The sequence below is a fragment of the Variovorax sp. KBW07 genome, assembly GCF_003852515.1.
Classification (GTDB): Bacteria; Pseudomonadota; Gammaproteobacteria; order Burkholderiales; family Burkholderiaceae_C; genus Variovorax.
In genome coordinates this window covers 24,245-47,933 of sequence record NZ_QAJK01000005.1, presented here as the reverse complement: position 1 = coordinate 47,933, position 23,689 = coordinate 24,245, and the positions used below count along the sequence as shown (strand labels likewise).

The following is a 23,689-nucleotide window of genomic DNA, read 5'->3' as shown; positions in this document are numbered from 1 at the left end:
TGGCTCAGCGCGGCAACGAGTTGACGTCTTTTTCCCAGCGCGCGATCAGGCGGCGGCGCTCGGCGCTGGCGCCGTATTTCGCGTAGTCGTAGTTGATGAACTTGATCTTCTTGAAGTCGGGAATGCGCGAGTCGAGCTTGGCGTTAACGTTGCTGGGCAGCTGGAACTGCTTGTTGGCGGCGCCCAGTTCCTGCGCGGCGGGCGTCAGCGCCCATTCGTAGAACTTCTTGGCGGCGTCGAGGTTGCGCGCGCCCTTGATGATGCTCATGGAGCCGATTTCGGCGCCGGTGCCGTCGCTCGGCGTGATGGTCTCGACCGGGAAGCCCTGCATCTTCTCGCCCGGGCCATCGTGCACGAAGCTGATGGAAATCGCGGTTTCGCCGCGCGCCACGGCCTTGATGGGGCCGGTGCCCGAGCGGGTGTACTGGCCAACGTTCCTATGCAGTGCCTTCAAATAGTCGAAGGCCTTGTCCTCGCCCATCATCTGCACCAGCGTGGCGATCATGGTGTAGGCCGTGCCGCTCGACGCGGGGTTGGCCACCTGGATGTCGCCCTTGTATTCGGGCTTGAGAAGGTCGCCCCAGGTCTTGGGCACGGGCAGCTTCTTCTTGGCCAGCAGCTCGGGGTTGTAGCCGAAGCCCAGCGGGCCCGAATAGATGCCGACCGTCTTGTAGCCCGACTGCTTGGCCTGCTGCTGGGCCCAGGGGTGCAGCTGCGTGAGCGTGGGCGACTTGTATTCGAGCGTCAGGCCCTGTTCGGCCGCCTGCAGGTGCGGGTCGCCGGTGCCGCCGAACCAGACGTCGGTCTTGGGGTTTTCTTTTTCGGCGATGAGCTGGGCCAGCGCCTCGCCCGAGCCCTTGAGCGCCATGTTGATGCGCACGCCGGTGGTGCGGGCATACACCGTCGAGATCACATTGCACCACTCGGCCTGTACCGAGCAGATCACGTTCACGGTCTGTGCCGACGCGGCGGCCGACAGGCCCAGCAGTGCGGCGGCGGTGAGAATTTTGTTCTTCATTGGGAATCCCTGCCTCAGCAATAAAAAAAAGGCCTTGCGGCCACAGGCGAGCGTAGCTTTAGTACAGATTCCGCGAATCGGTACAAGTACCATCGCGACTGGCACACTGCCTGCTCGGCACTCAGACAAAGGAAAGTTTTCTCATGAGCTTCGATCTCGTTCTGTTCGGCGGTACCGGCGATCTCGCGTGGCGCAAGCTCATGCCCGCGCTGTTCCAGGCATTCCGGCACGGCAGCCTGCCGCCGGACGGCCGCATCGTCGGCGTGGCCCGGGACGACCTGTCGGACGACCAGTACCGCGAGCTGATCCAGTCGCGCTTCAGCGCGGTCGAAGGGGCCAAGCGGCCCTCGCCGGAAGAGTTCAAGAAGTTCGCTTCCATGCTGCACTACCTGCGCATGGACCTGTCCAAGCCCGACGACTACGCCAGGCTGGCGGACCTGCTCAAGCAGCGCGACGCCAAGACCGTGGTGATGTACGTGGCCACGGCGCCGGCGCTGTTCACCCAGGTGGTCGAGCAGATTGCCGCCGCCGGCCTGAACGGGCCGAAGACGCGCATCGTGCTCGAAAAGCCGCTGGGCCACGACCTGGCGTCGAACCGCGCCATCAACGCCGCGGTGGGCAAGGTGCTCGAAGAAAAGCAGGTCTTTCGCATCGACCACTACCTGGGCAAGCCTTCGGTGCAGAACCTGTTCGCCATGCGCTTCGGCAATGCGCTGTTCGAGCCCATCTGGCGCCGCGAGCACATCGCCAACATCCAGATCACCATGGCCGAAGACCTGGGCGTCGAGAAGCGCGGCGCCTTCTACGACCAGACCGGCGCGTTGCGCGACATGGTGCAGAACCACGCGCTGCAGCTGCTGTGCGCCATCGGCATGGAGCCGCCGATCAACTCGCACGCCGATGCCATCCGCGACGAAAAGCTGAAGGTGTTGCGCGCGCTCAAGCCCTGGACGCCCGAGAGCCTGAGCCTGCATGCGGTGCGCGGCCAGTACACGGCCGGCACGGCCTATGGCGAGCGGGTGCAGGGCTACAAGGACGAGCCCGGCGTGAGCCCCGACAGCCGCACCGAGACCTTCGTGGCGCTGCGCACCGAAATCGCCAACTGGCGCTGGGCCGGCGTGCCCTTCTACATCCGCACCGGCAAGCGGCTGGCGTCGCGCGATGCGCGCATCGAGGTCAACTTCAGGCCGACGCCGCACGCGATCTACCGCGCGCCCGCCGGCAGCGTCAACAAGCTGGTGATCAACCTGCAGCCCAAGGACGGGCTGGAGCTGCACATGCTCGCGCAGGCGCAAGACAACCGCCAGCGCACCAACGGCAACCAGAGCGCCGCCGCGCAACTGGCGCCGGTGCAGCTCGACCTGGACTTCGACAAGCGCTTCGGCGCCGAACGCGTGGGCGCCTACGAACGCCTGCTGCTCGACGTGATCGACGGCCGGCTCAACCTGTTCGTGCGCAGCGACGAGCAGGAAGAAGCATGGCGCTGGGTCGAGCCGCTGATCGACAGCTGGGAATCCGACGGCGGCCCGCGCCCCTACGCGGCCGGCACCTGGGGGCCAAGCGCATCGAGCGCAATGATCGCGCGCGACGGTTTCTCGTGGGGCGAAGAGCAGTAGCAGCCGGCCAGCCGGTCAGCCGAACTGCAGGCAGCGCATGCTGAGCGTGCCCGACTGGAACCCCTCGTAGACCGTCTTCGCGCGCTCGCTGGCGCCTGCAGCGCCGAGGGCGTAGAGAAAAGGAAAGTAGTGGTCCGGCGTGGCGACGGCGGTTGACGCGCCTTCCAGCTTTTCATAGCCGACCAGGGCGCGGTCATCGCGGCCCGCCAGCGCGGACTTCACCGCGTCGTCGAAAGATTGCGCCCAGGGCCGGCTGGCCTTCGGACCGTCCGCGGTTCCGCGGTCGGTGGCCCGCAGGTTGTGCACCACGTTGCCGCTGCCCATCACGAGCACGCCCTGGTCACGCAGCGCCGCGAGGTCGCGGCCCACGGCGTAGTGAAAGGCGGCCGGCTTGTCGTAGTCGATGCTGAGCTGGAACACCGGAATATCGGCCTTCGGGTAGAGGTGCTTCAGCACCGACCACGTGCCGTGGTCCAGGCCCCATTGCTCGGTGGCGATGACGGGCGTTTGCTTCACCACGCCGATGGCCTCGCGTGCCAGCAGCGGATGGCCCGGTGCCGGGTACTCGACATCGAACAACGCCTGCGGAAAGCCGCCGAAATCGTGAATCGTCTTCGGCCGCTCCTGCACGGTGACGCCGGTGGCGCCGCGGCTGAGCCAGTGCGCGGACACACTGAGGATGGCCGACGGCCGGGGAAGCTCGCGCCCCCATGCGGACAGGCGGCGGGTGAATGCGTTGTCGGCAATCGCGTTCATGGGCGTGCCGTGGCCGATGAAGACGACGGGCATGCGCCGCGCCGGCGCACCCTGCGCCGCGTGCGAGAAAGAAGCCAGCGAGGCGAGCGCCGCGGTCGCGCCGAGCGCGGAACCCATGAGAAAGCCCCGGCGTCCGGGCTCCGGCATCGCGGGCCGGGTGCGGTTCAGAAGAGTCGTTGTCGTGATTGCCATGGCGCCATTCGGGAAAGCCGCGCTACTGTGCAGCGCCGCTCGCCAGGGCGCGGTGCGTTTACGCACACTTTCCGCGACTTGGCGGCCACCACGCGCACGCTCTGGCTAGATCCGGCCTTCCTCGGCCGCATGGCAAGCCACCTGCACGCCCTTGATGCTCAGCAGCTTCGGCCGTTCCGACGAACACCGCGCATTGGCGTGCGGGCAACGCGGATGAAAGGCACAGCCCGTCGGCGGATTCAGCGGATTGGGCACCTCGCCCTGCACCGGCGTGCGCTGGCGCCCCGTGTGCTTCATCTGCGGAATCGCGTCGAGCAGCATGCGGGTGTACGGATGCTGCGGCTCTGCGAAAAGCTTCTGCTTGTCGGCCACCTCGACCAGCCGGCCAAGGTACATCACGCCGACCTGGTCGGCCACATGGCGCACCACGGCCAGGTTGTGCGAGATGAAGAGATAGGTCAGGCCCTGCTCGCGCTGCAGGTCCTTCATGATGTTGAGCACCTGGGCCTGCACGCTCACGTCGAGCGCCGACGTAGGCTCGTCGCACACCAGGAACTCGGGCTGCGTGGCGAGTGCGCGCGCAATCGAAATGCGCTGGCGCTGGCCGCCCGAGAACTGGTGCGGGTATTTGCTCATGTCCAGCGGCGAGAGGCCGACCGACTTGAGCAACTCGCCCACGCGCTCGCGCAGCGCGGCCTTGTCGGTGAGGATGTCGTGCTCGCGCAGCGGCTCTCCGATGATGTCTTCGACGATCCAGCGCGGGTTCAGGCTCGCGTAGGGGTCTTGAAAGATCATCTGGATGCGGCGGCGCAGCTTGCGGCCCTCGGGCGTCTTGAACGCGGCGTGCGCGTCCTGCCCGTCGAACTGCAGCCCGCCGCGGGTCGGCGCATAGAGGCCGACCAGCAGGCGCGCCACGGTGCTCTTGCCGCAGCCAGATTCGCCCACCAGTGCCAGCGTCTTGCCGCGTTCGATGGAAAAACTCACGCCATCGACGGCATGCAGCAGCACGCGCGGCTTGCGCTCGAGCACACGGTTGAGCCAGGGCGGCGACACGTCGAAGGTGCGCGCGAGGTCGTGCGCCACCACGAGCGGCTCACCGGCGGTAGAAACGGTCGCGGCGGTGCTTGCCGTGTCCTTGCGGGGTTCGATCACGGCGCTCATCGGTTCACCTCGGCGAGCGGTTCGGCCGCTTCGGGCGTGGCGCGTTCGCCGGCCGCCAGGGCATCGTGGTGCTTCGCCGCAATCTCGGCCTGGCCGGCATGCGGGTCGGCCGCATCGTGCAGCCAGCAGGCGGCACGCGTGGCGCCGGCGTGCATCAGCTCGGGCCGGTCGGTCAGGCAGCGCGCAAAGGTGCGCGGGCAGCGCGGGTTGTAGGCGCAGCCGGTCGGAATGGCATTCAGGCGCGGCATGGCGCCGTCGATCTGGTTGAGCCGCTCGCGGTCGCTCGCCATGTCGGGAATCGATGCCATCAGGCCCGAGGTGTAAGGGTGCGAGGGTTGGTGGATCACCTCGTGCACCGGGCCGATCTCGGCGATGCGGCCGGCGTACATCACGGCCACGCGGTCGCACGTCTCGGCGATCACGCCCATGTCGTGCGTGATGAGCATGACGGCGGCGCCGCGGTCCTTGCAGATGCGCTTGAGCAACTGGATGATCTGCGCCTGGATTGACACGTCGAGGGCGGTGGTCGGCTCGTCCGCGACGATGAGCTTGGGCTCGGCCGCGAGCGCCAGCGCGATCACCACGCGCTGCCGCATGCCGCCCGAGAACTGGTGCGGGAAGTGGTCGATGCGCTGCTCGGCGGCGGGAATGCCGGTGTCTTGCAGCAGGCCGATGGCGCGCTTGCGCGCTTCCGATTCCGTCACGGGCAGGTGCGCGCGAATGGTCTCGACCAATTGACGGCCCACCGTGTAGAGCGGGTTCAGCGAAGTCAGCGGGTCCTGGAAAATCGCGCCGATCTTGCGGCCGCGAATGGGCCGCATGGCATCGAAGCCAAGGTTGTCGATGCGCTGGCCCTCGAGCAGGATCTGGCCGCCGGCCACGCGGCCCGGCGGTTCGAGCAGGCCGATGATGGCCGCGCCGGTCAGCGATTTGCCGGCGCCCGATTCGCCCACCACGCCGAGGATTTCCCCGGGCGCGATGTCGAATGAAATCTGGTCGATCGCGCGCAGCGTGCCGCGGCGATGGGGAAATTCGACGACGAGGTCTTTGACCTGGAGCAGCGTCATGGTGGCGTTCTCCTTTTGTCTTCAGCGCAGGCGCGGGTTGAGCGCGTCGCGCAGCCAGTCGCCAAGCAGGTTCACGCTGAGCGCGATCAGCACCAGCATCAGGCCCGGAAACACCGTGATCCACCATTCACCCGAGAACAGGTACTGGTTGCCGATGCTGATGAGCGTGCCCAGCGAAGGCGAGGTCGGCGGCACGCCGACACCCAGAAAAGACAGCGTGGCCTCGGTGATGATCGCGGTGGCGACCTGGATGGTGGCCAGCACCATCACCGGCCCCATCACGTTGGGCAGCACGTGGCGCAGCATGATGCGCAGCGGCGCGACGCCGGTGACGCGCGCGGCCTGCACGTATTCCTTGTTGCGCTCCACCAGCGTGGAGCCGCGCACCGTGCGGGCGTACTGCACCCAGCCGGTCAGCGAGATGGAAATGATCAGCACGCCGAACGCCAGCGACTCGTGCGCACCGGGGAAAAGCGCGCGGCCGACGCCGGCGATGAGCAGCGCCACGAGGATGGGCGGGAACGACAGCATGACGTCGCACACGCGCATCAAGAACGAATCGAGCCAGCCGCCGAGAAAGCCGGCCAGCAGGCCGAAGACGACGCCGACGACGACCGACAGCACCACCGACACCACGCCCACGATCAGCGAGATGCGCGCGCCGTAGATGACGGCCGAAAGAATGTCACGGCCCTGGTCATCGGTGCCGAGCAGGTATTTGGACGAGCCCTCGGCGCTCCATGCGGGCGGCAGGCGCGCGTCGCTCAGTTCCAGCGTGGCAAGGTCGAAGGGGTTGTGCGGCGACACCCATCCGGCAAACACCGAACAGAAGACGCACACCAGCGCAATGAGCGCCGCGGCCATCGCAACCGGCGAGGTGCGAAAGCTGTAGCCGACATCGCTGTCGAGCCAACGGGCAAATGTTTTTTTCATCGTGAGGCAAAAAGGAATGGGCCCGCAAGAAGCGGGCCCATGGTCGGGCCGCTCAAGCGGCGGCCCACGGTCGACTTACTTGATGCTCATCCACTTGAAGTACATGAAGTTGTCGGCCAGTTGCACCAGCTCGACCTTCTTGCTCACGCCCCAGGCCAGCGATTGCTGGTGCAGCGGCAGGTGACCCACGTCGTCCGCGTGCATCTTGAACGCTTCCTTGATCATCTCGTTGCGCTTGCCCTTGTCGGACTCTGACTGGATCTTCTTGGTCAGCTCGTCGAGCTTGGGGTTGCAGTAGGCGCCCAGGTTGAACTGGCCCGTGCCCTTGTCGTCGGGGCAGGAGGTGAGCGAGCTCAGCGCGTTGTGCGAGTCGTAGGTGGTCGGGGTCCAGCCCAGCATGTAGAAGCTGGTGTCGCGGCGCAGCACCTTCGGGAAGTAGGTGCCCTTGGTCTCTGCCACGAGGTTGATCTTGACGCCGATCTTCGCGAGGTTGGAGGCCACGCTCTGGCAGATCTGGCCGTCGTTGACGTAGCGGTCGTTCGGGCAGTTCATCGAGACCTCGAAGCCGTTCGGGTAGCCGGCTTCGGTCAGCAGCTTCTTGGCGGCTTCGACGTCGTAGGGCAGGCGCTTGTCCTGCTCGGCGGTCCAGCCGTTGATGCCGGGGCCGACCAGCAGCGCGGTGGGCTTGGAGGCGCCGCGCATCACGGTCTTCTGGATGCCGACGATGTCGATGGCCTGGTAGAAGGCCTGGCGAACGCGCTTGTCCTTGAACGGGTTCTTGCCCTTGATGTTCGAGTACTGCAGCTCATCGCGCTTCTGGTCCATGCCCAGGAAGATGGTGCGCATCTCGGGGCCGGTGATGACGCGCGCGTTGGGCGCGGCGTTGATGCGCGCGATGTCCTGCACGGGCACGGGCTCCATCACGTCGACTTCGCCGGAGACCAGCGCGGCCACGCGGGTGGCGGGGTTGGCGATGGGCGTGAAGATGATCTCTTGCGCGTTGCCGTCGATCTTGCCCCAGTAGGTGCCGTTGCGCGTGAACACGGTGCGCACGTTGGGCTGGCGTTCGCGCACGCGGAACGGGCCGGTGCCGTTGGCCTTGAAGGAGGCGGTGTTCTCGATGCCCTTGCGGCGGTCGACCGGCTTGGTGGCCTGGTTTTCCTCGCACCACTTCTTGCTCATCATCATGGTGAGCGAAATGACGTCGGGCAGGATGGGGAACGGGCCGTTGGTTTCGATCTCGACGGCCAGGTCGCCGACCTTGCGCACGGCCTTGATGTCGCTCAGCGTGGCGCGCATGTCGGAGCCGTCGCCTTGCGCACGCGCAAAGCTGAAGACCACGTCGTCGGCGCTGAACGGCGTGCCGTCGTGGAACACCACGCCCTTGCGCAGCTCGAAACGCCAGACGTTCGGCGAGGTCTGCTTCCAGCTGGTGGCGAGCAGCGGCGCAAGGCTCAGGTCCTTGTTGCGGCCCACGAGGGTTTCATAGACGTTGGCGGTCACGCTCAACTGCAGCGATTCGTTGAGTGAATGCGGGTCGAGCGACAGCGCGTCGCCCTGGTTCGCGATCCGGATGGTCTGCGCATTGGCGACCAGGCTGGCGGCGCTCAAGGCGCACAGGGCTGCGGCCGCGGCCACTTTCTTCTTGAAACTCATGGGAACACTCCTCGGGTTGGAATCAAACACATCACGACGCCGCGGTGGCGGCGGCTTTCCCTGGCTGCGCGCCGCGGGTAGCGGCAAGCGGCATGCCCTGCTCGACCAGGCCCGCGTGCAATGCGGCGCCGAGCGGCAGGATCTCGTCGTTGAAGTCGTAGCGGCTGTTGTGCAGGAAGGCGCCGCTGCGGGCGTCCTGGCCGATGCGCAAATAGGCGCCGGCCTTTTTCTGCAGCATGAAAGAGAAATCTTCGGCGCCCATGCTGGGCTCCATGCTTCGGTCGACGTTCTTGGCACCGACCAGCGACTCGGCCACGTCGGCCGCGAACATCGCCTCGGGGGCGGTGTTGATGGTGGCCGGGTAGATGCGCTCGTACTTGATGGTGGCGGTGGCACCGAAGCCGGTGGCCACGGCGGTGCACAGCTCGGTCAGGCGCTGCTCGACCTGGGCCTGCACGCGCGCGCTGAAGGTGCGCACGGTGCCGACCAGGGTGGCCTCTCCGGGCACCACGCTCATCGCGCCGAGGTCGCCAGCCTGCATGGCGCAGATGCTGATGACGGCCGCATCGATGGGGCGCACGTTGCGCGAAACGATGCTCTGCACCGCGGTGATGATGTGCGCCGCGACGATCACCGGGTCGACGGTGAGGTAGGCATGCGCGCCGTGGCCGCCCTTGCCCTTGATGTTGATGGTGATGCGGTCGGCCGCAGCCATCATTGCGCCGCGGTTGATGCCGACGGTGCCGGCCGGCATGGCGGGCCAGTTGTGCATCGCGTAGACCGAGTTAACCGGGAAGCGGTCGAACAGGCCGTCTTCGATCATCACGCGCGCGCCGGCAAAGCCTTCTTCGCCGGGCTGGAAGATCAACACGGCGGTACCGTCGAAGTCGCGGGTTTCGGCAAGGTAGCGCGCGGCGCCGACCAGCATCGCGGTGTGGCCGTCGTGGCCGCAACCGTGCATGAGGCCATCGTTGGCGGAACGCCAGCCGAAGTCGTTGTCTTCGCGCATGGGCAGCGCGTCCATGTCGGCGCGCAGGCCGATCATGCGGCCGCTGGCAACGGACTTGCCGCGGATGATGCCGACCACGCCGGTCTTGCCGATGCCTTCGTGGATCTCGTCGACGCCGCAGGCCCGGAGTGCCTCGCGCACGCGGCCCGAGGTATAGACCTCTTCGAAGCCGAGTTCGGGATGGGCGTGCAGGTCGCGGCGAAAGGCCGTGATCTCTGGGTAGAAGCTTGCGATGTGCGCGAATGCACGCCCGGAGGCTTGCAGGCGAGGCGCGGTGGTGGTTGCTGCTGCCGTCGCAGTCGTCATGTCAGTGCCCTCCTGCCTTGCCAACGCGCAGACGCGGATCGACCACGAAATACAGCAGGTCGACCACGAGGTTGATCACCACGAAGATCAATGCAATGAGGCACAGGTAGGCGGCCATCACCGGGATGTCGGCGAAGGTCACGGCCTGGATGAACAGCAGGCCCATGCCGGGCCACTGGAACACCGACTCGGTGATGATGGCGAAGGCGATCAGGCCGCCGAGCTGCAGGCCGGTGATGGTCATCACCGGCACCAGCGTGTTCTTGAGCGCGTGGCCGAAATGGATGGCGCGGTTCGAGAGGCCCCGAGCCCGCGCGAACTTGATGTAGTCGGTGCGCAGCACCTCGAGCATTTCGGCGCGCACCAACCGCATGATGAGCGTGAGCTGAAAGATTGCCAGCGTCACGGCCGGCAGCACGATGTGGTGCCAGCCGTCGGCCTTGAAGAGCCCGCTGCTCCACCAGCCGAACTGCACGGTCTCGCCGCGCCCGAAGCTCGGGAACCAGCCCAGCGTCACGGCAAAGACGAGGATCAGCAGGATGCCGATCAGGAAGGTGGGCAGCGACACGCCGAGCAGCGACACGGTCATGAACACCTGGCTCATGAAGGTGCCGCGGCGCAAGGCCGTGTACACGCCCATCGGAATGCCGACGAAGAGCGCCAGGGCCGCCGCCACGAGCGCGAGTTCGAGCGTGGCGGGGAAGCGTTCGCCGATCAGGCGCGACACCTTGGCGCCCTGGCGCAGGCTCAGGCCGAACTCGCCTTGGGCGGCGTTGACGAGGAAGTGCCAGAACTGCACGAAGAAGGGCTTGTCGAGCCCCAAGGCAGAGCGCATTTCGCGGATCTGGTCAGGCTTGGCGTCTTGCCCCAAAAGGAACACGACGGGGTCGCCAACATACTGGAACAAGAGGAAGGCAATGAACGCGACCGCGATCATCACGATCACGGCCTGGATCAGGCGGCGCAGTACAAATGCAGTCATTCAGCAAACAAAGTGATCGGGCATGCTAGCAGTGCAAGGTGCGTGCCCGCACGGTGGTTCCCCGGGGGTGGGGCGCATGTTTTTACGGGTTGCAGAACGAAAAAAAGCCACTCGACTTTCGTCGAGTGGCTTTTGAGCTTTTCGATTCGAAGCTGGCTTACGCCAGCGTCAAATTAGAAAGCGTGACGGATACCGAAGTCGTAGCCGGTCGAGGTCTTCGGGGTGAACGTGCCGTTCGAGATGAAGGCCGGGCCGCCCACGCTCAGACCAGCTTGGCCTTGCATGTTCTTGTTGCTGACGCGAGCAACAGTAGCGTACAGAGCCGTGCGCTTCGACAGGTTGTGCACGTAGCCGATGGCCAGCTTGTTAGCCTTCGGGTCCTTTTGCAGGTAGTTGAAAGGCAGGTTGTAGTCGTACTTGACAGCCGAGTACGAAGCACGGATCAGGCCTGCGCCAACCGGCACGGTCACGCCCAGCAGGTAGCCGGTCAGGTCCACGTCGTTGTTGGTAGCGAAGAACTGTTGGTTTTCGTAGTCCAGCTTGTTCTTGGCCTTCGACAGTTCGCCGAACAGCTTCACGGGACCGAAGTCATACGAAGCGCCCAGGTTGAACGTGTTCACCTTGTTGGTGATGCCAGCGTAGTAAGCGTCGCCAACGGTGCTGCTGCCATAGGAAGCTGCAACGTCCAGCGGGCCGTTGGCGTAGCCGAAGCGACCACCAACGTAACGGCCGGTGCGAGCGTTGTTCAGCACGGCAGGCGTAGCAACGCCAGGGCTGTACTTCGTCTTCTCGCTGAAGCCGTACATCAGTTGACCGTAGAAACCACCCAGGTTCGGCGGCAGGAAGTAGCCGATGGTGTTGCTGGCGCGAACGTAGTTGCTGCCACCGACGTCGGTGATTGCGGGAACGTTCACGAGCTTCGTCTTGGCTGCGCTGTAGCCAGCGAAAGCGTTGAAGCCCGAGTTGGCCGTCGAGATCAGGTTGGTGCCAACGCCGTTGGTGCCGAACGGATCGAACACGGTGTCGTTCCAGAAGGTCGGGGTGTAGTCACGGCCGAGGCGGACTTCACCGAAACCACCCGACAGGCTCACGGTCGAACGACGAGCGAACGTCGCAACACCTTCAGAACCGTCATCGTTCTTGATGGGAGCTTCGAGCCAGAAGCTCGCTGCCAGGCCACCGCCGAGGTCTTCCGTGCCACGGAAGCCCAGACGGCTGCCGTTGTAGCCCGAGGTGGTCAGCGCGCGTTGGCTGACCTTGGCGCTGCCGCGGTTGGTATACGCCGGGGTATTGAAGAGGTTGTTGGCCAGAACAGTGGCGCGGGGATCGCGCGAGCCGTTCGAATAGCTGCTGAACGCAGCATCGACCACACCAAACAGGGTGACGGACGACTGAGCCGAGGCAACACCGGCGACAGCCAGGGCAGCCAGAGCAACTAGAGATTTTTTCATTGCAAGTTTCTCCAAGGTTAAACATAGGGCTCCGGTGCGAAGGGCTCACCGTGACTGGCACTTTTGTGCTCCCACCGGACCCCGGGCCAACCTCCTTTTGGGAAGTTGATGCTATTGCACCAGAGCCGCTGCGGCAGGGCAAAGCAATTCGCCCGAAATCTCGGATGGCCGGCGCGTTTCGTTGCAGTCCTGCAACAAAGGACTTAGCCCAGCCAACATGCCACCATATGAAATCAAACCGCTCCGTCGTGTCGCCTTCGCCATGTGCGTTCAAATAGCCCCATGACGACCTTGCTCGACCCCGTCCTGACCGCGGCAGATGCGGCATTGCGCACCCTTTTTGCCCGGCCCCATGCAACCCGGGCCACACCCGCCCCCTCACAGGCGCCCGGAGAAATGAGCGAGAGCGAACGCCGAGAGGCAGGCGCCCTGATGCGGGTGAATCACGTGGGTGAAGTCTGCGCCCAGGCGCTGTATACGGCCCAGGCCGCCGTTGCGCGGGATCCGGCCTTGCGCGCCCAGCTCCTGGAGGCGTCGCATGAAGAAACCGATCATCTGGCCTGGACACGCCAGCGCCTCGACGAACTCGGCGCACGGCCTTCGCTCCTGAATCCGCTCTGGTACGCGGGGGCTTTCGGCCTGGGCCTTGTCGCGGGGCGCCTTGGAGACCCGCTGAGCCTGGGGTTCGTCGCGGAAACCGAGCGCCAGGTCGAGGCTCACCTCGACAGCCATCTGGATCGCCTGCCGCCCGCCGACAGCGCCTCCCGGGCCGTGGTCGAGCAGATGAAGCTCGACGAGGGACGCCACGCTACACAGGCCGTCGACGCAGGTGCGGCGGAGCTTCCGGCACCGGTCAAGGGGCTGATGCGCGCAGCCTCCCGCGTGATGACCACGCTGGCGCACCGCATCTAGGGGCCATGCCCGGCAGCCCGGGCAGCAGCAGCCTTCAGGTTTCGATCAGGTCGAAACTGGTGGTGATCTCGGCGGTTTTCGCCAGCATGATGCTGGCCGAGCAATAGGTTTCGTGGCTCAGTGCAATCGCACGCTCCACGGCCGAGGCCGGAATTCCCTTGCCCGCCACGGTGAAGTGCATGTGGATCTTCGTGAAAACCTTCGGGTCTTTTTCCGCCCGCTCGCTGGTCAGCTTGACGCTGCAGCGTTCGACATGGTGGCGCCCGCGCTTCAGGATGAGCACGACGTCATAGGCCGTGCATCCTCCGGTGCCCGCAAGCACCGTTTCCATGGGCCGCGCCGCGAGGTTCTGCCCGCCGTTCTCAGGCTTCGCGGCATCGGGCGCGCCATCCATCATCAGGACGTGGCCGCTGCCCGTTTCGGCGACGAAGCCCATGGCCGATCGGGTGCCTGCGTCACCGGTCCAACTTACTGTGCATTCCATGATTTTTCGGGGTTCCAGTCGGGGATGTAGGGGATGTCGGGCAAAAATGCACGTCAACACCCATTTATGTGTGGGAAAAGCATCACTCGCTTGTTGCATCGCAACAAACAGTCGATATACTTTATTTCATTGCGCAAACGTATGCGCACCCAGTTGTCTCCTCCACCCTTCCAATTGGTGGATTTAGCCCCGAGTTGCAAAGCTCGGGGCTTTTTTCTTTCCGGCGAGGCCCGCAAAAGGCCGTCCAGGGCCATCGCGCCCACTCTAGCGCGCCGGCTGAAAGGGCAACTGCTCTGGCTGCCCTGGCTGTCGCCGGTGTTGCCTCGGCTCAGTCGTCCGTCACCCTGTTTGGTGTGGTCGATGCTGCGTTCAGCAGCTATTCGAACGGCTCGCGCGATCCCCGCGCCACTGTTCTGGCCAACAACCTCTTCAATACCCCGGCGTATACCAACCGCGGCAGCGCCAAGGTCAGCCAACGCGCGCTGACCACCTCGGGCTACAACGGCAGCCGTCTGGGCTTCCGTGGCACGGAAGACCTCGGCGGTGGCCTGGCAGCGAGCTTCTGGCTCGAAGCCCCGATCAGCAACGATGACGGCGCCACCGGCGTTGCGTCCTTCAAGCGCCGCTCGACCGTCAGCCTGTCGGGTGGCTTCGGCGAACTCCGCCTCGGCCGTGACTACACCCCGACCTTCTGGAACGACACCGTGTTCGATCCGTTCGGCACCAACGGCGTTGGCGGCAACCTGATCAACACCGCCAACGGCTTCAACGCCAAGACTTTTGGCGCCAAGGACACGGGCGGCTTCGGTGGCAACACGAACTACGACCGCGCAAGCAATTCTGTCGGCTACTTCCTGCCGCCGAACCTGGGTGGCTTCTACGGCCAACTGATGTACGCGTTCAGCGAGAAGACCAAGTACAGCTCTGGCACCAACACCCCGCTGGATGCGGTCAACGCGAACCAGGCACGCACCGGCCGTTATGTCGGTGGCCGTTTTGGCTACGCCAACGGCGGGCTCGACATTGCAACGTCCTACGGCAGCAGCACCGTCGGTGACGCGTTCTACGCGGGCACGACCGAAAAGGTCAACACGTTCAACCTCGGCGCTTCGTACGACTTCGGTCCCGTCAAGCTCTTCGGTGAACTGTCGCGCGCCAAGGACAAGATCAACTACGAAGTCTCGCCAATTCCGGCTGGCCGTCCTGACGTCAATCTCAACGGCTACCTGCTCGGCCTGACCGTGCCAGTCGGCGCAGGCCTGATCCGCGCTTCGTATTCGTCCGTCAAGTACGACTACAACAAGCTGCCGTCGCCGACCACGTACCTGGAACGCGATCCGAAGGCCAACAAGCTGGCACTCGGCTACGTCCACAACCTGTCGAAGCGCACGGCCCTGTACGCATCCGTCGCTCGCGTCAGCAACAAGAACGGTGCCGCTCTGACCGTCGGCGGTCCTGCCTTCTACAACCTGAGCACCGCAGGCAACGTCTTCGTTCCGAAGACCTCGACCGGCTACGACTTCGGCATCCGCCACGCGTTCTGACCCAAGTCTGATTCTCATGCTGGCTCTCGCCAGTTCGAATCGGCAAAGCATCAAGCCGCCCAGCTCGCGCTGGGTGGCTTTTTGTCCTTCCTCCTCAGCTCACCCGGCCACGCCTGCTTTGCAGCAGCCCCACATTCATTTCTCCGCTCAGCACCGATGCGTAGAAACGCTCGACCATGTTGACGCTCGTGCGTGCATTGCGCGCCAAGGTCAGCATGTCGATCCCCTGCCCATACAAGAGCCGCAACGTGATTGCGGTATGGCGCAGGCAATACAGCGTCCTCGATTGACCCAGCGGCCCCTTCTCGAGCCCCGTCTTTTCGAGCACCCAGTGAAAGAAGAAGTTGAGAACCGCCAGCGCGTGCTCGCGGTTCTTCAGGTGCGGCATGAAGATGTAGTCTTCCGCCCCGCCAAAGCCATGCTCGCGGCGATAGGCCGCCAGGCATTCATAGACCCGCACGGCCGGACGCAAGCTCACGATGGGCTGGCTGTGCCGCTTCGTCTCGGGCAGGTTCATCCGCAGGTAGACATGCTTGCCGCGCACGACCTCGATGTGCTTGTGCTTCATGAGCTTGATGTCACTCGGACGAACGAAGGTGTTCACCATCCAGCGGATCAACCAGGGCAACTCGTCGGGCATCACGAGCAGCTCGCGCGCAATCCAGAAGCGCTCGCCGGCCGACAGCCGGTCGAGCACCGGATGCGAATGTCCGCGCAAGCCGCGCGCCGCGGAAATCAACGCCCTGTACTCCGCCACGCTGAAGCTGCCGCGCGGTTGGCTGCGCACCTTGATCTTCGGAAACGCCGGTGCGTCACGCAGCACGCCGATGTGCACGCCGTGCATCACGACCTTGCGCAACAGCACCAGGTACTGGGCAATCGTCGTGCTGGTGAAACCCTGCGCGCCCAGGTGATCGATCAGGCGTTGCGCATCGGCCGTTGCGAACGCCTGCGCAGGCAAATCGCCCAGCAGCGGAACGATGTTCGCGCGCAGGCGGTTGCCCATCACCTGCCATGTGGGCCGTCCAATTTCATTTCGCTGAACGCGTGCGGCCTCCGCCTTCATCAGCCCTTTGGAAAGGTCACTGACAGAAACGGATAACAAATTTTGCTCAATTGTTATTGAATTGGCGGGCGCATGAATCGCGGAATAGCTACGTGTTAAAAAACCGGAATCATTCGCTGCCGGGGCTTTGGGAAAGAGAGTTATGACATTTGTGTCCATGTCTTCTCTCGTAAGCAATCCCGATGCCTCTTATCATCAACAGTTAGCAAATGAAAACTCCCGTGAAAAAAATCGAGCGCGATGCGCCTGTTCATTCGGCGCTTACGCCCGCCGACTATCTCAGAAAAATTCTCAACGCCCGTGTCTACGACGTTGCTGTCGAGTCCGCGCTTGAAAAAGCGCGCGCGCTCAGCGAGCGGCTCGGCAACACCGTTCTGCTCAAGCGCGAAGACCAGCAACCGGTGTTCAGCTTCAAGCTGCGAGGTGCCTATAACAAGATGGCGCACCTGAGCGCCGAGCAATTGGCAAGAGGCGTGATTTGCGCTTCAGCCGGCAACCACGCGCAAGGTGTTGCGTTGGGTGCGCGCAAGCTCGGCACGCGCGCCGTGATCGTCATGCCGGTGACCACGCCTCAATTGAAGATCGATGCGGTGCGCGGCTTCGGCGGCGAAATTGTTTTGCATGGCGACAGCTATTCGGATGCGTATTTGCACGCACTCGAATTGCAGGCGCAACAAGACCTGACATTCGTCCACCCCTTCGACGATCCCGATGTGATTGCCGGCCAAGGCACCATCGCGATGGAAATCCTGCGGCAGCACCAGGGCCCGCTCGATGCCGTGTTCGTAGCCATCGGTGGCGGCGGCCTCATCTCCGGCGTGGCCAACTACATCAAGGCCGTGCGCCCCGAGATCAAGGTGATCGGCGTCCAGATGAACGACTCCGACGCGATGATGCAATCGGTCGCGGCGCACCAGCGTGTGAGCCTCGCCGACGTGGGCCTGTTCTCCGACGGCACCGCCGTCAAGCTCGTTGGCGAAGAAACCTTCCGCATCGCCAGCGACCTGGTCGACGACTACATCGCCGTCGACACCGACGCCGTGTGCGCCGCCATCAAGGACGTCTTCGTCGACACGCGCAGCATCGTCGAGCCGGCAGGCGCGCTGGCGGTGGCCGCGATCAAGGAATACGTCGCGCTGCACGGCCGCCACGGCGAAACCTACGCGGCCATTCTGTGCGGCGCCAACATGAACTTCGACCGGCTGCGTTTCGTGGCCGAGCGCGCCGAAGTCGGCGAAGAACGCGAGGCGCTTTTCGCCGTCACGATCCCCGAAGAGCGCGGCAGCTTCCGCCGCTTCTGCGAGCTGGTCAGCGAGATGCCCGCGAGCGCCGCAGGACCTGCCGGCGGCGGTGCGCCGCGCAACGTGACCGAGTTCAACTACCGCATCAGCGATGCCGCCAAGGCCCACGTGTTCGTCGGCCTCACCACCTCGGCCCGCGGCGAGTCGGCCACCATTGCGCAGACTTTCATCGCGCACGGTTTCGACGCGCTCGACCTTACGCACGACGAACTCGCCAAGGAACATCTGCGCCACCTGGTGGGCGGACGCACGGGCCTCGCGCACGACGAACGCCTGCTGCGCTTCGTGTTCCCCGAACGCCCCGGCGCGCTGCTCAAGTTCTTGAGCCTGATGCGCCCCAACTGGAACATCAGCCTGTTCCACTACCGCAACCAGGGTGCCGACTACGGCCGCATCCTGGTCGGGCTGCAGGTGCCGGCCGGCGAAGCCGCCGCCTTCGATGCCTTCCTAGAAACGCTGGGCTATCCCTACGTCGAAGAAACAGCCAACCCGGCCTACCGGCTGTTCCTTCAGGCCTGAAAGAAAGACGAACAGAAAGAAAAAGAAAAGCCGGCACAAAGGCCGGCTTCTTCATTTTTATTTGTCCGTTCGCTCGCGCGACCTCGACCCCACTGTCCAGCCTATTGCGCCGCCCCTTGGGGTTGCGGCGTCGCGGCGGGCTGCATCGCGGCCGCGCCCATCTGTGAAGGCGCCACCACGGCTGGCATGGTCGACGGCAACAACCCGGCCGGCGCTGGCAGCGGCGCGGGCGCGGCCATCTGTGGTGGTGGCACGCTGCTGCTCACATTGATCGGCGCACGCACCGGCAGTTGCAGCGTGAACGCCGCCGGTCCATCGAGCTGGGCACCAAGCGTTGCCGCCCGCACACCCACCGACTGCAGCACGTAGCCCTCGCCGACCTTCGAGCCGACGCGGAACGGCCGCGGCGGCTTGCCGTCGATCGAGATCAATGCGGCGCCCTGCTTCGAAGGGTCCGCCACCACACCGGACAGCGCAAAGCGGCTCGCCGCCTCGGGGGCCACAGGCGCCGTGCTGGATGCGGGAAGCACACCAAGCAGCCGCGCGACCGCATCGGAATCAGCAGGCATCGAAGCGCGTGGCATCGTCGCGGCCGCCGCCACGGCATCGGCCGGCGAGGCCAGCCGCAGCCCCCAAGAACACCGCGGCGCCAGCGGCCAACGCCCAAAGGCCGGTCGTTGCAAGTGGGGCATGCCATCGGGCAGCGGAGTAAGGACTTGTCATGGCCGCGGATTATCATGCAGCGCGCTTACCGAACCATGTCCCACAACCTATGACCAAATTCTTTCGTGCCGCCTCCCGAACCGCTCAACGCGGCTTCACGCTGATCGAACTGATGGTGGTGCTGGTCATCATCGGCGTGCTGGCGGCACTGATCGTGCCGAACGTGATCGAGCGCGCCGACGATGCCCGCGTGACCGCCGCCCGCACTGACATCAACAACCTGATGCAGGCGCTCAAGCTCTACCGGCTGGACAACCAGCGCTACCCGACCGCCGAACAGGGCCTGCAGGCGCTGCTGACGCGCCCGACCACCGGCCCGGCCGCACCCAACTGGAAGCCCTACGTCGAGAAGCTGCCCAACGACCCCTGGGGCCATCCGTACCAGTACATGAATCCGGGCATCAAGGGCGAAATCGACGTGCTCTCGTTCGGCGCCGATGGCCAGAACGGCGGCGAGGGCAAGAATGCCGACATCGGCAGCTGGCAGTAGCAGCACAGGCGCCTCGCGCCATACAAAGCGGCAACAGCAGCAACCAACCCGCGCTGCCCGCGGCTTCACATTGCTGGAGCTGATCGTCGTGATCGCGATCATCGCGATCGCCACCGCCGGCGTCAGCTTCGCAATGCGCGACACCAACGCCGCCAAACTTGATCGCGAGGCCGACCGGCTCGCGGCCCTGCTCGAATCGGCGCGCGCGCAGTCGCGGGCCAGCGGCGTTGCGGTGCGCTGGCGTCCGGTCGAAGGCAGTTTCGTGTTCGACGGCTTGCCGGCCAACGCGCTGCCCGGTGGCTGGGTCGCCGAAGGCATCACGGCCCAGGCCTCGCTCGCCAACGGCGTGCAGGTTCCCGCGCTGCAGCTCGGTCCCGACCCGATCATTGCGGCGCAACAGGTCACGCTGTATTCGGCCGGCCCGCCCGCGCGTTCGCTGCGCATCGCCACTGACGGCCTGCGCCCTTTCAGCGTCTCGACGGTGCCATGAGAATGCGGCGCGCATCTGCATCGGTCTCCGGCGGCTTCACGCTGATCGAGGTGCTCGTCGCCCTCGGCATCGTCGCGCTGGCGCTCGCCGCCGGTGCGCAGGCCACGATGTCGCTCACGCGCAATGCGCAACGCCAGTCCGACATGGTGCTGGCCGACCTGTGCGCCGAGAACGAACTGGCCAAGGCCCGCCTGTCGCGGCAGATGCCGGCCGTGGGCGACTCGGGCTCGATCTGCGTGCAGGCCGGCGCGTCGTTCAACGTGACAACCTCGACCGTGTCCACGCTCAACCCCAATTTCCGCCGCATCGACGTGCAGGTGCGCGACGAAGGCAACGCGCCCATCCTGCGCATCTCGACCGTGGTGGGGCGCTTCTGATGGCGCCACGCAACCACCGCCCGGCAACCCGGGGCTTCACGCTGATCGAACTGCTGGTTGCCATCTCCGTGATGGCGCTGCTCTCGCTCGTGAGCTGGCGCGGGCTCGACAGCATGTCGCGCGCCACCACGCAGAACCAGCAGCGCGCCGACGCCATCCTGACGCTGCAGGCCACGCTCGCTCAGTGGGGCGCCGACCTCGACGCCACCACCGCGCTGGCGCAGACCCGCCCGATCGACTGGGACGGCCGCGTGCTGCGCCTCACGCGCCGCAACAGCGACGCGACCGCGCCTTCGGTGCTGGTGGTGGCATGGACGCTGCGCGGCGGCCCCGACGGTGTGCGCTGGCGGCGCTGGCAGTCGCCGCCCTTCACCACGCGCGGCGAGTGGCAGCAGGCCTGGAACCTTGCCGCCAGCTGGGCACAGGACGGCGGCGCGCAACCGGGCGGCTACGGCGACGTGGCCCTGCTGCCCGCCACCAGCTGGCAGCTCTACTACTTCCGCGAGAACAGCTGGGTGCCCGCCGGCCAGTTGCCCAACGCCGTGCCGCCGCCGACCAATCCGCCCACGCCGGGCAACCCGGCCAATGCCACGGGCCCGCTCGTCAACATGCCCGACGGGGTGCGCCTGGTGCTGAGCCTGCCGCCCGGCGAAGGGCTGTCGGGCGAACTCACCCGCGACTGGGTCAAGCCGACCATCGGGGCGCCGAAATCATCATGACGACGACGCCTCTACGCGCTTGCACGCGCACCGACAGGCTGCTGTCGCGCACACGCCGACAGGCCGGCGCCGCGCTGCTCGCCGCCATGCTGACCGTGATGCTGGTGGCCACCTTCTCCGCCGCCGCGCTGTGGCAGCAGTGGCGTGCGGCGGAAGTCGAAGGCGCCGAACGTGCGCGCGTGCAGGCCGCCTGGGTGTTGATCGGCGCGCTCGACTGGTCGCGCCTGATCCTCGGCGAAGACGGCCGCGCCGGCGGTCCCGACCACCTCGGCGAACCCTGGGCCGTGCCGCTCGAGGAAGCGCGCCTCACCAGTTTCCTGGCCGCCGACAAGAACGTGTCGAGCGACAGCCTCGAAGGGCTGCCCGATGCCTTCCTGTCGGGCCGCATCGTCGATGCGCAGTCCAAGCTCAACGTGCTGTCGCTGGTCGATGGCGGCAAGCCGGTGCCGGCCAGCGTCGCCACCTTCACCCGATTGTTCGGCCTGCTCGGCCTGCCGGTGGCGGAACTCAACCAGATGACCTCGGGCCTCGTGCGCGCCCTGTCCAACGGCACCGCGGCCGACGGCAGCGCCGAGGCCGACGCCGGCACAGCGTCGCTCATGCCGCAAGAGGTCTCGCAACTGGTGTGGCTCGGGCTCTCGCCCTCCACCGCCGCAGCCCTCGAACCCTACGTGACCATCCTGCCGGTGCGCACCACGCTCAACGTCAACACCGCCAGCGCCGAGGCCCTCAGCGCCAGCATGGAGTCGCTCAGCATCGCCAACGCGCGCCAGTTGGTGGACCGGCGCACACGCGCGTTCTTCAAGGACATCGCCGCCGCCAATGCCGCGCTGCCCAGCGGCGGCACGCCTTTCAACGCGACGCAGCACGGCGTGGGCACGCAGTTCTTCGAGGTGTACGGCAAGCTGCGCCTGGACCGCACCTGGGTCGAAGAGCACTCGCTGCTCCAGCGCAACGGGATCACCGTGACGACCGTCTGGCGCACGCGCGGCGCGGGTGCCAGCAACACTCCGGTCAAACCCTGATTACGAATGTCATTTTTTATGAACAAAAAGCCGTCTAACGGCCGTCACACCTGCGCGCTACGCTATCGAAATTAGAGCGCCTGCCTGTAAGACACGCACCTACAATCCACCGGCTTTTCCAACATCGACATGACTCCCCTGCTGCTCATTGCCCCCCTCCCTCCGGCCGACGCCGCGGGTGAGTACGACTGGGCCCAGGCAGGCGACGACGGCATTGCGTTGCGCAACCAAGGCCGCGCGCTGCTGGCGCTCCTGCCCTCGAGCACCGAAGTCACGCTCGGCATTCCTTCGGCGGCGCTGTCGTGGCACCGCGTCACGCTGCCCAAGGGCAGCATGGGCAGCGCCTCCAGGCTGCGCGCCGTGCTCGACGGCCTGCTCGAAGAACACCTGCTCGACGAGCCCGAGGCCCTGCACTTCGCGCTCGAGCCCGACGCCAAGGCCGGCGGCCCGGTGTGGGTCGCGGCCTGCAACCGCATCTGGCTGCGCAGCATCGTGCAGGGGCTCGAAGCGGCCGGGCGGCGCGTGGTTCGCATCGTTCCCGAATTCGCGCCGCAGCCGGCCGATGGCCCGCCGCTGCTGCAGATCACCGGCGAGCCCGAGTCACCGCAGCTCACGGTCTGCGATGCCGATGGTGTCGTCTCGCTGCCGCTGGCCGGCGCCGGCCTGGCACTGTCGGGCGGCCTGCCGCTCGACACCGCCGTCATCACCACCGAGCCCGCCGTGGCCGAAGCCGCCGAGCACCTGCTGGAGCGCCGCGTGCCCATCGTGCAGACGCCGCAGCGCTGGCTGCAGGCCGCGCGCACGCCCTGGGAGCTGGCGCAGTTCGACCTCGCCGTCACCGGCCGCGCGCGCGCCGGCAAGAAATTCGCATCGGTGTTCCAGACCCTGCGCTACGCCCCCGAGTGGCGCGCGGCGCGCTGGGGCGCCGTCGTGCTGCTGCTCACGCAACTGATCGGCCTCAACGCCTGGGCCTGGAAAGAACGCAACGCGCTCGAAGCCAAGCGCAAGGCCGCCGATGCCGTCCTGACCCTGACCTTCCCCTCGGTGAAGATCGTGGTCGACGCCCCGCTGCAGATGCAGCGCGAAGTCGCGGCGCTGCAGCAGGCCGTGGGCGACGTGGCCGGCAGCGACTTCGAACCCATGGTCGGTGCACTCGCCACCAACCTCCCGCCCGGCAAGGTGCCGACCGCCGTCGACTACAGCGCCGGCCAGTTGCGCCTGCGCGGCCTCGGGCTGCAACCGTCCGAGGTGTCCCAGCTCACCGGCGCGATGGCGCCGCGCGGCTACAACGTGCGCACCGAAGGCGATCTGCTGCTGGTACAGGCCGAGGCCACCCGATGAATTTCAGCGAACAGCTCAAGGCCCGCTGGGCCACCCTCGAAGCGCGCGAGCGCCGCCTGGTCGCCGCCGCGATCGCGCTGGTGGCACTGGCCCTGCTCTGGTGGATTGCGCTCGCGCCCGCCTTGCGCACGCTGGCCGCGGCCCCGGCCGAACACGCCAGGCTCGATGGCCAACTGCAGCAGATGGCGACCCTGCAGAACCGCGCCAAGGCACTGCAGTCGCAGCCCCGGCTGAACCGCGACGACGCCATGCGCGCACTCGAAGCCTCGGTGCGCGACGGCCTCGGCACCAGCAACGCCCAGCTCATGAACGCCGGCGGCGACAGCGCCACCGTCACGCTGCGCGCAGCGCCCGCGAACGCCGTCGCCCAGTGGCTGGCACAGGCACGCGGCAACGCCCATGCCGTGCCGCGCGAAGCCCACCTGACCCGCGCACCCGCCGCACCGCCGGCAGCGGGCGGCAGTGGCAACAGCAAGGACGCATCGTCGCAAGCCCCGCAGGTCCGCTGGGAAGGCACGCTCGTCATGGCGCTGCCCGCGGCGCGATGAGCC

The 23,689-nt window shown here is 66.0% G+C and carries 23 protein-coding genes; 11 read left to right on the top strand and 12 right to left on the bottom strand.

Features of this window, described 5'->3' with window-relative positions; translation table 11 throughout:
- Nucleotides 1-4: 4 nt before the first annotated feature.
- Complete coding sequence (locus DBV14_RS01265) at nt 5-1,018, bottom strand: ABC transporter substrate-binding protein (RefSeq protein ID WP_124457382.1); 1,014 nt, start codon at nt 1,016-1,018, stop codon at nt 5-7.
- Between the two features lie 143 nt (nt 1,019-1,161).
- Here DBV14_RS01265 and zwf point away from each other — a divergent pair, with 143 nt between their 5' ends.
- The gene (gene zwf, locus DBV14_RS01260) at nt 1,162-2,634 is read left to right on the top strand and encodes a glucose-6-phosphate dehydrogenase (protein ID WP_124457381.1); all 1,473 of its coding nucleotides are present in this window, start codon (nt 1,162-1,164) and stop codon (nt 2,632-2,634) included.
- A 15-nt stretch (nt 2,635-2,649) separates the two neighbouring features.
- On the opposite strand, the gene ygiD is transcribed toward zwf, so the two are convergent.
- The 8 genes from ygiD to DBV14_RS01220 all read right to left on the bottom strand — a co-directional run bounded on the left by ygiD (nt 2,650) and on the right by DBV14_RS01220 (nt 12,147).
- Nucleotides 2,650-3,582: a 4,5-DOPA dioxygenase extradiol gene (ygiD, locus tag DBV14_RS01255; RefSeq protein ID WP_124457380.1), complete on the bottom strand. Its 933-nt coding sequence runs from the start codon at nt 3,580-3,582 to the stop codon at nt 2,650-2,652.
- 105 nt (nt 3,583-3,687) lie between these two features.
- A complete protein-coding gene (locus tag DBV14_RS01250; protein WP_124457379.1) occupies nt 3,688-4,743 on the bottom strand; it encodes an ABC transporter ATP-binding protein in 1,056 nt (351 codons plus the stop codon).
- Nucleotides 4,740-5,810 (bottom strand): ABC transporter ATP-binding protein, encoded by a 1,071-nt coding sequence (locus tag DBV14_RS01245; RefSeq protein WP_124457378.1) that lies wholly within the window; start codon nt 5,808-5,810, stop codon nt 4,740-4,742. The genes DBV14_RS01250 and DBV14_RS01245 overlap by 4 nt, the downstream gene beginning before the upstream one ends.
- 21 nt (nt 5,811-5,831) lie before the next feature.
- Complete coding sequence (locus DBV14_RS01240; protein WP_124457377.1) at nt 5,832-6,743, bottom strand: ABC transporter permease; 912 nt, start codon at nt 6,741-6,743, stop codon at nt 5,832-5,834.
- Nucleotides 6,744-6,818: 75 nt separating this feature from the next.
- A complete protein-coding gene (locus DBV14_RS01235) occupies nt 6,819-8,399 on the bottom strand; it encodes an ABC transporter substrate-binding protein (protein ID WP_124457376.1) in 1,581 nt (526 codons plus the stop codon).
- A gap of 31 nt (nt 8,400-8,430) precedes the next feature.
- Nucleotides 8,431-9,714, bottom strand: a complete 1,284-nt coding sequence (locus tag DBV14_RS01230; protein WP_124457375.1) for a M20 aminoacylase family protein — start codon at nt 9,712-9,714, stop codon at nt 8,431-8,433.
- Nucleotide 9,715: 1 nt separating this feature from the next.
- Nucleotides 9,716-10,696 (bottom strand): ABC transporter permease, encoded by a 981-nt coding sequence (locus DBV14_RS01225; protein ID WP_124457374.1) that lies wholly within the window; start codon nt 10,694-10,696, stop codon nt 9,716-9,718.
- Nucleotides 10,697-10,869: 173 nt separating this feature from the next.
- On the bottom strand, nt 10,870-12,147 hold the full coding sequence (locus DBV14_RS01220) for a porin (protein WP_124457373.1): 1,278 nt from the start codon (nt 12,145-12,147) through the stop codon (nt 10,870-10,872).
- Nucleotides 12,148-12,429: 282 nt separating this feature from the next.
- Here DBV14_RS01220 and coq7 point away from each other — a divergent pair, with 282 nt between their 5' ends.
- Nucleotides 12,430-13,059, top strand: a complete 630-nt coding sequence (gene coq7 / locus DBV14_RS01215; protein ID WP_124457372.1) for a 2-polyprenyl-3-methyl-6-methoxy-1,4-benzoquinone monooxygenase — start codon at nt 12,430-12,432, stop codon at nt 13,057-13,059.
- 34 nt (nt 13,060-13,093) lie between these two features.
- On the opposite strand, the gene DBV14_RS01210 is transcribed toward coq7, so the two are convergent.
- Nucleotides 13,094-13,543, bottom strand: a complete 450-nt coding sequence (locus DBV14_RS01210; protein ID WP_124457371.1) for an OsmC family protein — start codon at nt 13,541-13,543, stop codon at nt 13,094-13,096.
- A 293-nt stretch (nt 13,544-13,836) separates the two neighbouring features.
- Here DBV14_RS01210 and DBV14_RS01205 point away from each other — a divergent pair, with 293 nt between their 5' ends.
- Complete coding sequence (locus DBV14_RS01205; RefSeq protein WP_124457390.1) at nt 13,837-15,087, top strand: porin; 1,251 nt, start codon at nt 13,837-13,839, stop codon at nt 15,085-15,087.
- Between the two features lie 94 nt (nt 15,088-15,181).
- Here the strand turns inward: DBV14_RS01205 and DBV14_RS01200 are convergent, their stop codons facing one another.
- Entirely contained in the window at nt 15,182-16,312 is a 1,131-nt protein-coding gene (locus tag DBV14_RS01200; RefSeq protein WP_124457370.1) for a hypothetical protein, read from the bottom strand.
- Between the two features lie 50 nt (nt 16,313-16,362).
- Here DBV14_RS01200 and ilvA point away from each other — a divergent pair, with 50 nt between their 5' ends.
- On the top strand, nt 16,363-17,973 hold the full coding sequence (gene ilvA, locus DBV14_RS01195; protein WP_124457369.1) for a threonine ammonia-lyase, biosynthetic: 1,611 nt from the start codon (nt 16,363-16,365) through the stop codon (nt 17,971-17,973).
- A gap of 101 nt (nt 17,974-18,074) precedes the next feature.
- Here ilvA and DBV14_RS01190 read toward each other — a convergent pair whose 3' ends face one another.
- Entirely contained in the window at nt 18,075-18,542 is a 468-nt protein-coding gene (locus DBV14_RS01190) for a hypothetical protein (protein WP_260396770.1), read from the bottom strand.
- Nucleotides 18,543-18,745: 203 nt separating this feature from the next.
- Between DBV14_RS01190 and gspG the strand changes: the two genes are divergently transcribed.
- The 7 genes from gspG (at nt 18,746) to gspM (ending at nt 23,686) form a co-directional block, all read left to right on the top strand.
- Entirely contained in the window at nt 18,746-19,186 is a 441-nt protein-coding gene (gene gspG / locus DBV14_RS01185; RefSeq protein WP_124457368.1) for a type II secretion system major pseudopilin GspG, read from the top strand.
- Complete coding sequence (locus DBV14_RS01180; protein ID WP_124457367.1) at nt 19,161-19,676, top strand: GspH/FimT family pseudopilin; 516 nt, start codon at nt 19,161-19,163, stop codon at nt 19,674-19,676. Before gspG ends, DBV14_RS01180 begins: the two co-directional genes overlap by 26 nt.
- Before the next feature lie 2 nt (nt 19,677-19,678).
- Entirely contained in the window at nt 19,679-20,053 is a 375-nt protein-coding gene (gene gspI, locus DBV14_RS01175; RefSeq protein WP_124457366.1) for a type II secretion system minor pseudopilin GspI, read from the top strand.
- Nucleotides 20,053-20,772, top strand: a complete 720-nt coding sequence (locus tag DBV14_RS01170) for a type II secretion system protein J (protein ID WP_124457365.1) — start codon at nt 20,053-20,055, stop codon at nt 20,770-20,772. The genes gspI and DBV14_RS01170 overlap by 1 nt, the downstream gene beginning before the upstream one ends.
- Nucleotides 20,769-21,797, top strand: coding sequence for a type II secretion system minor pseudopilin GspK (gspK, locus tag DBV14_RS01165; RefSeq protein ID WP_124457364.1), 1,029 nt, complete (start codon nt 20,769-20,771; stop codon nt 21,795-21,797). The genes DBV14_RS01170 and gspK overlap by 4 nt, the downstream gene beginning before the upstream one ends.
- A 129-nt stretch (nt 21,798-21,926) precedes the next feature.
- Nucleotides 21,927-23,138, top strand: a complete 1,212-nt coding sequence (gspL, locus tag DBV14_RS01160; protein ID WP_124457363.1) for a type II secretion system protein GspL — start codon at nt 21,927-21,929, stop codon at nt 23,136-23,138.
- Nucleotides 23,135-23,686: a type II secretion system protein GspM gene (gene gspM, locus DBV14_RS01155; protein WP_124457362.1), complete on the top strand. Its 552-nt coding sequence runs from the start codon at nt 23,135-23,137 to the stop codon at nt 23,684-23,686. Before gspL ends, gspM begins: the two co-directional genes overlap by 4 nt.
- The last annotated feature ends 3 nt before the right edge of the window (nt 23,687-23,689 follow it).

What these genes read in the sequence shown, in the direction of transcription:
- DBV14_RS01265 (WP_124457382.1), bottom strand. Translation starts at nt 1,018, where the DNA reads ATGAAGAACAAAATTCTCACCGCCGCCGCACTGCTGGGCCTGTCGGCC.
- zwf (WP_124457381.1), top strand. Translation starts at nt 1,162, where the DNA reads ATGAGCTTCGATCTCGTTCTGTTCGGCGGTACCGGCGATCTCGCGTGG.
- ygiD (WP_124457380.1), bottom strand. Translation starts at nt 3,582, where the DNA reads ATGGCAATCACGACAACGACTCTTCTGAACCGCACCCGGCCCGCGATG.
- DBV14_RS01250 (WP_124457379.1), bottom strand. Translation starts at nt 4,743, where the DNA reads ATGAGCGCCGTGATCGAACCCCGCAAGGACACGGCAAGCACCGCCGCG.
- DBV14_RS01245 (WP_124457378.1), bottom strand. Translation starts at nt 5,810, where the DNA reads ATGACGCTGCTCCAGGTCAAAGACCTCGTCGTCGAATTTCCCCATCGC.
- DBV14_RS01240 (WP_124457377.1), bottom strand. Translation starts at nt 6,743, where the DNA reads ATGAAAAAAACATTTGCCCGTTGGCTCGACAGCGATGTCGGCTACAGC.
- DBV14_RS01235 (WP_124457376.1), bottom strand. Translation starts at nt 8,399, where the DNA reads ATGAGTTTCAAGAAGAAAGTGGCCGCGGCCGCAGCCCTGTGCGCCTTG.
- DBV14_RS01230 (WP_124457375.1), bottom strand. Translation starts at nt 9,714, where the DNA reads ATGACGACTGCGACGGCAGCAGCAACCACCACCGCGCCTCGCCTGCAA.
- DBV14_RS01225 (WP_124457374.1), bottom strand. Translation starts at nt 10,696, where the DNA reads ATGACTGCATTTGTACTGCGCCGCCTGATCCAGGCCGTGATCGTGATG.
- DBV14_RS01220 (WP_124457373.1), bottom strand. Translation starts at nt 12,147, where the DNA reads ATGAAAAAATCTCTAGTTGCTCTGGCTGCCCTGGCTGTCGCCGGTGTT.
- coq7 (WP_124457372.1), top strand. Translation starts at nt 12,430, where the DNA reads ATGACGACCTTGCTCGACCCCGTCCTGACCGCGGCAGATGCGGCATTG.
- DBV14_RS01210 (WP_124457371.1), bottom strand. Translation starts at nt 13,543, where the DNA reads ATGGAATGCACAGTAAGTTGGACCGGTGACGCAGGCACCCGATCGGCC.
- DBV14_RS01200 (WP_124457370.1), bottom strand. Translation starts at nt 16,312, where the DNA reads ATGGACACAAATGTCATAACTCTCTTTCCCAAAGCCCCGGCAGCGAAT.
- ilvA (WP_124457369.1), top strand. Translation starts at nt 16,363, where the DNA reads ATGAAAACTCCCGTGAAAAAAATCGAGCGCGATGCGCCTGTTCATTCG.
- DBV14_RS01190 (WP_260396770.1), bottom strand. Translation starts at nt 18,542, where the DNA reads ATGCCTGCTGATTCCGATGCGGTCGCGCGGCTGCTTGGTGTGCTTCCC.
- gspG (WP_124457368.1), top strand. Translation starts at nt 18,746, where the DNA reads ATGACCAAATTCTTTCGTGCCGCCTCCCGAACCGCTCAACGCGGCTTC.
- DBV14_RS01180 (WP_124457367.1), top strand. Translation starts at nt 19,161, where the DNA reads ATGCCGACATCGGCAGCTGGCAGTAGCAGCACAGGCGCCTCGCGCCAT.
- gspI (WP_124457366.1), top strand. Translation starts at nt 19,679, where the DNA reads ATGCGGCGCGCATCTGCATCGGTCTCCGGCGGCTTCACGCTGATCGAG.
- DBV14_RS01170 (WP_124457365.1), top strand. Translation starts at nt 20,053, where the DNA reads ATGGCGCCACGCAACCACCGCCCGGCAACCCGGGGCTTCACGCTGATC.
- gspK (WP_124457364.1), top strand. Translation starts at nt 20,769, where the DNA reads ATGACGACGACGCCTCTACGCGCTTGCACGCGCACCGACAGGCTGCTG.
- gspL (WP_124457363.1), top strand. Translation starts at nt 21,927, where the DNA reads ATGACTCCCCTGCTGCTCATTGCCCCCCTCCCTCCGGCCGACGCCGCG.
- gspM (WP_124457362.1), top strand. Translation starts at nt 23,135, where the DNA reads ATGAATTTCAGCGAACAGCTCAAGGCCCGCTGGGCCACCCTCGAAGCG.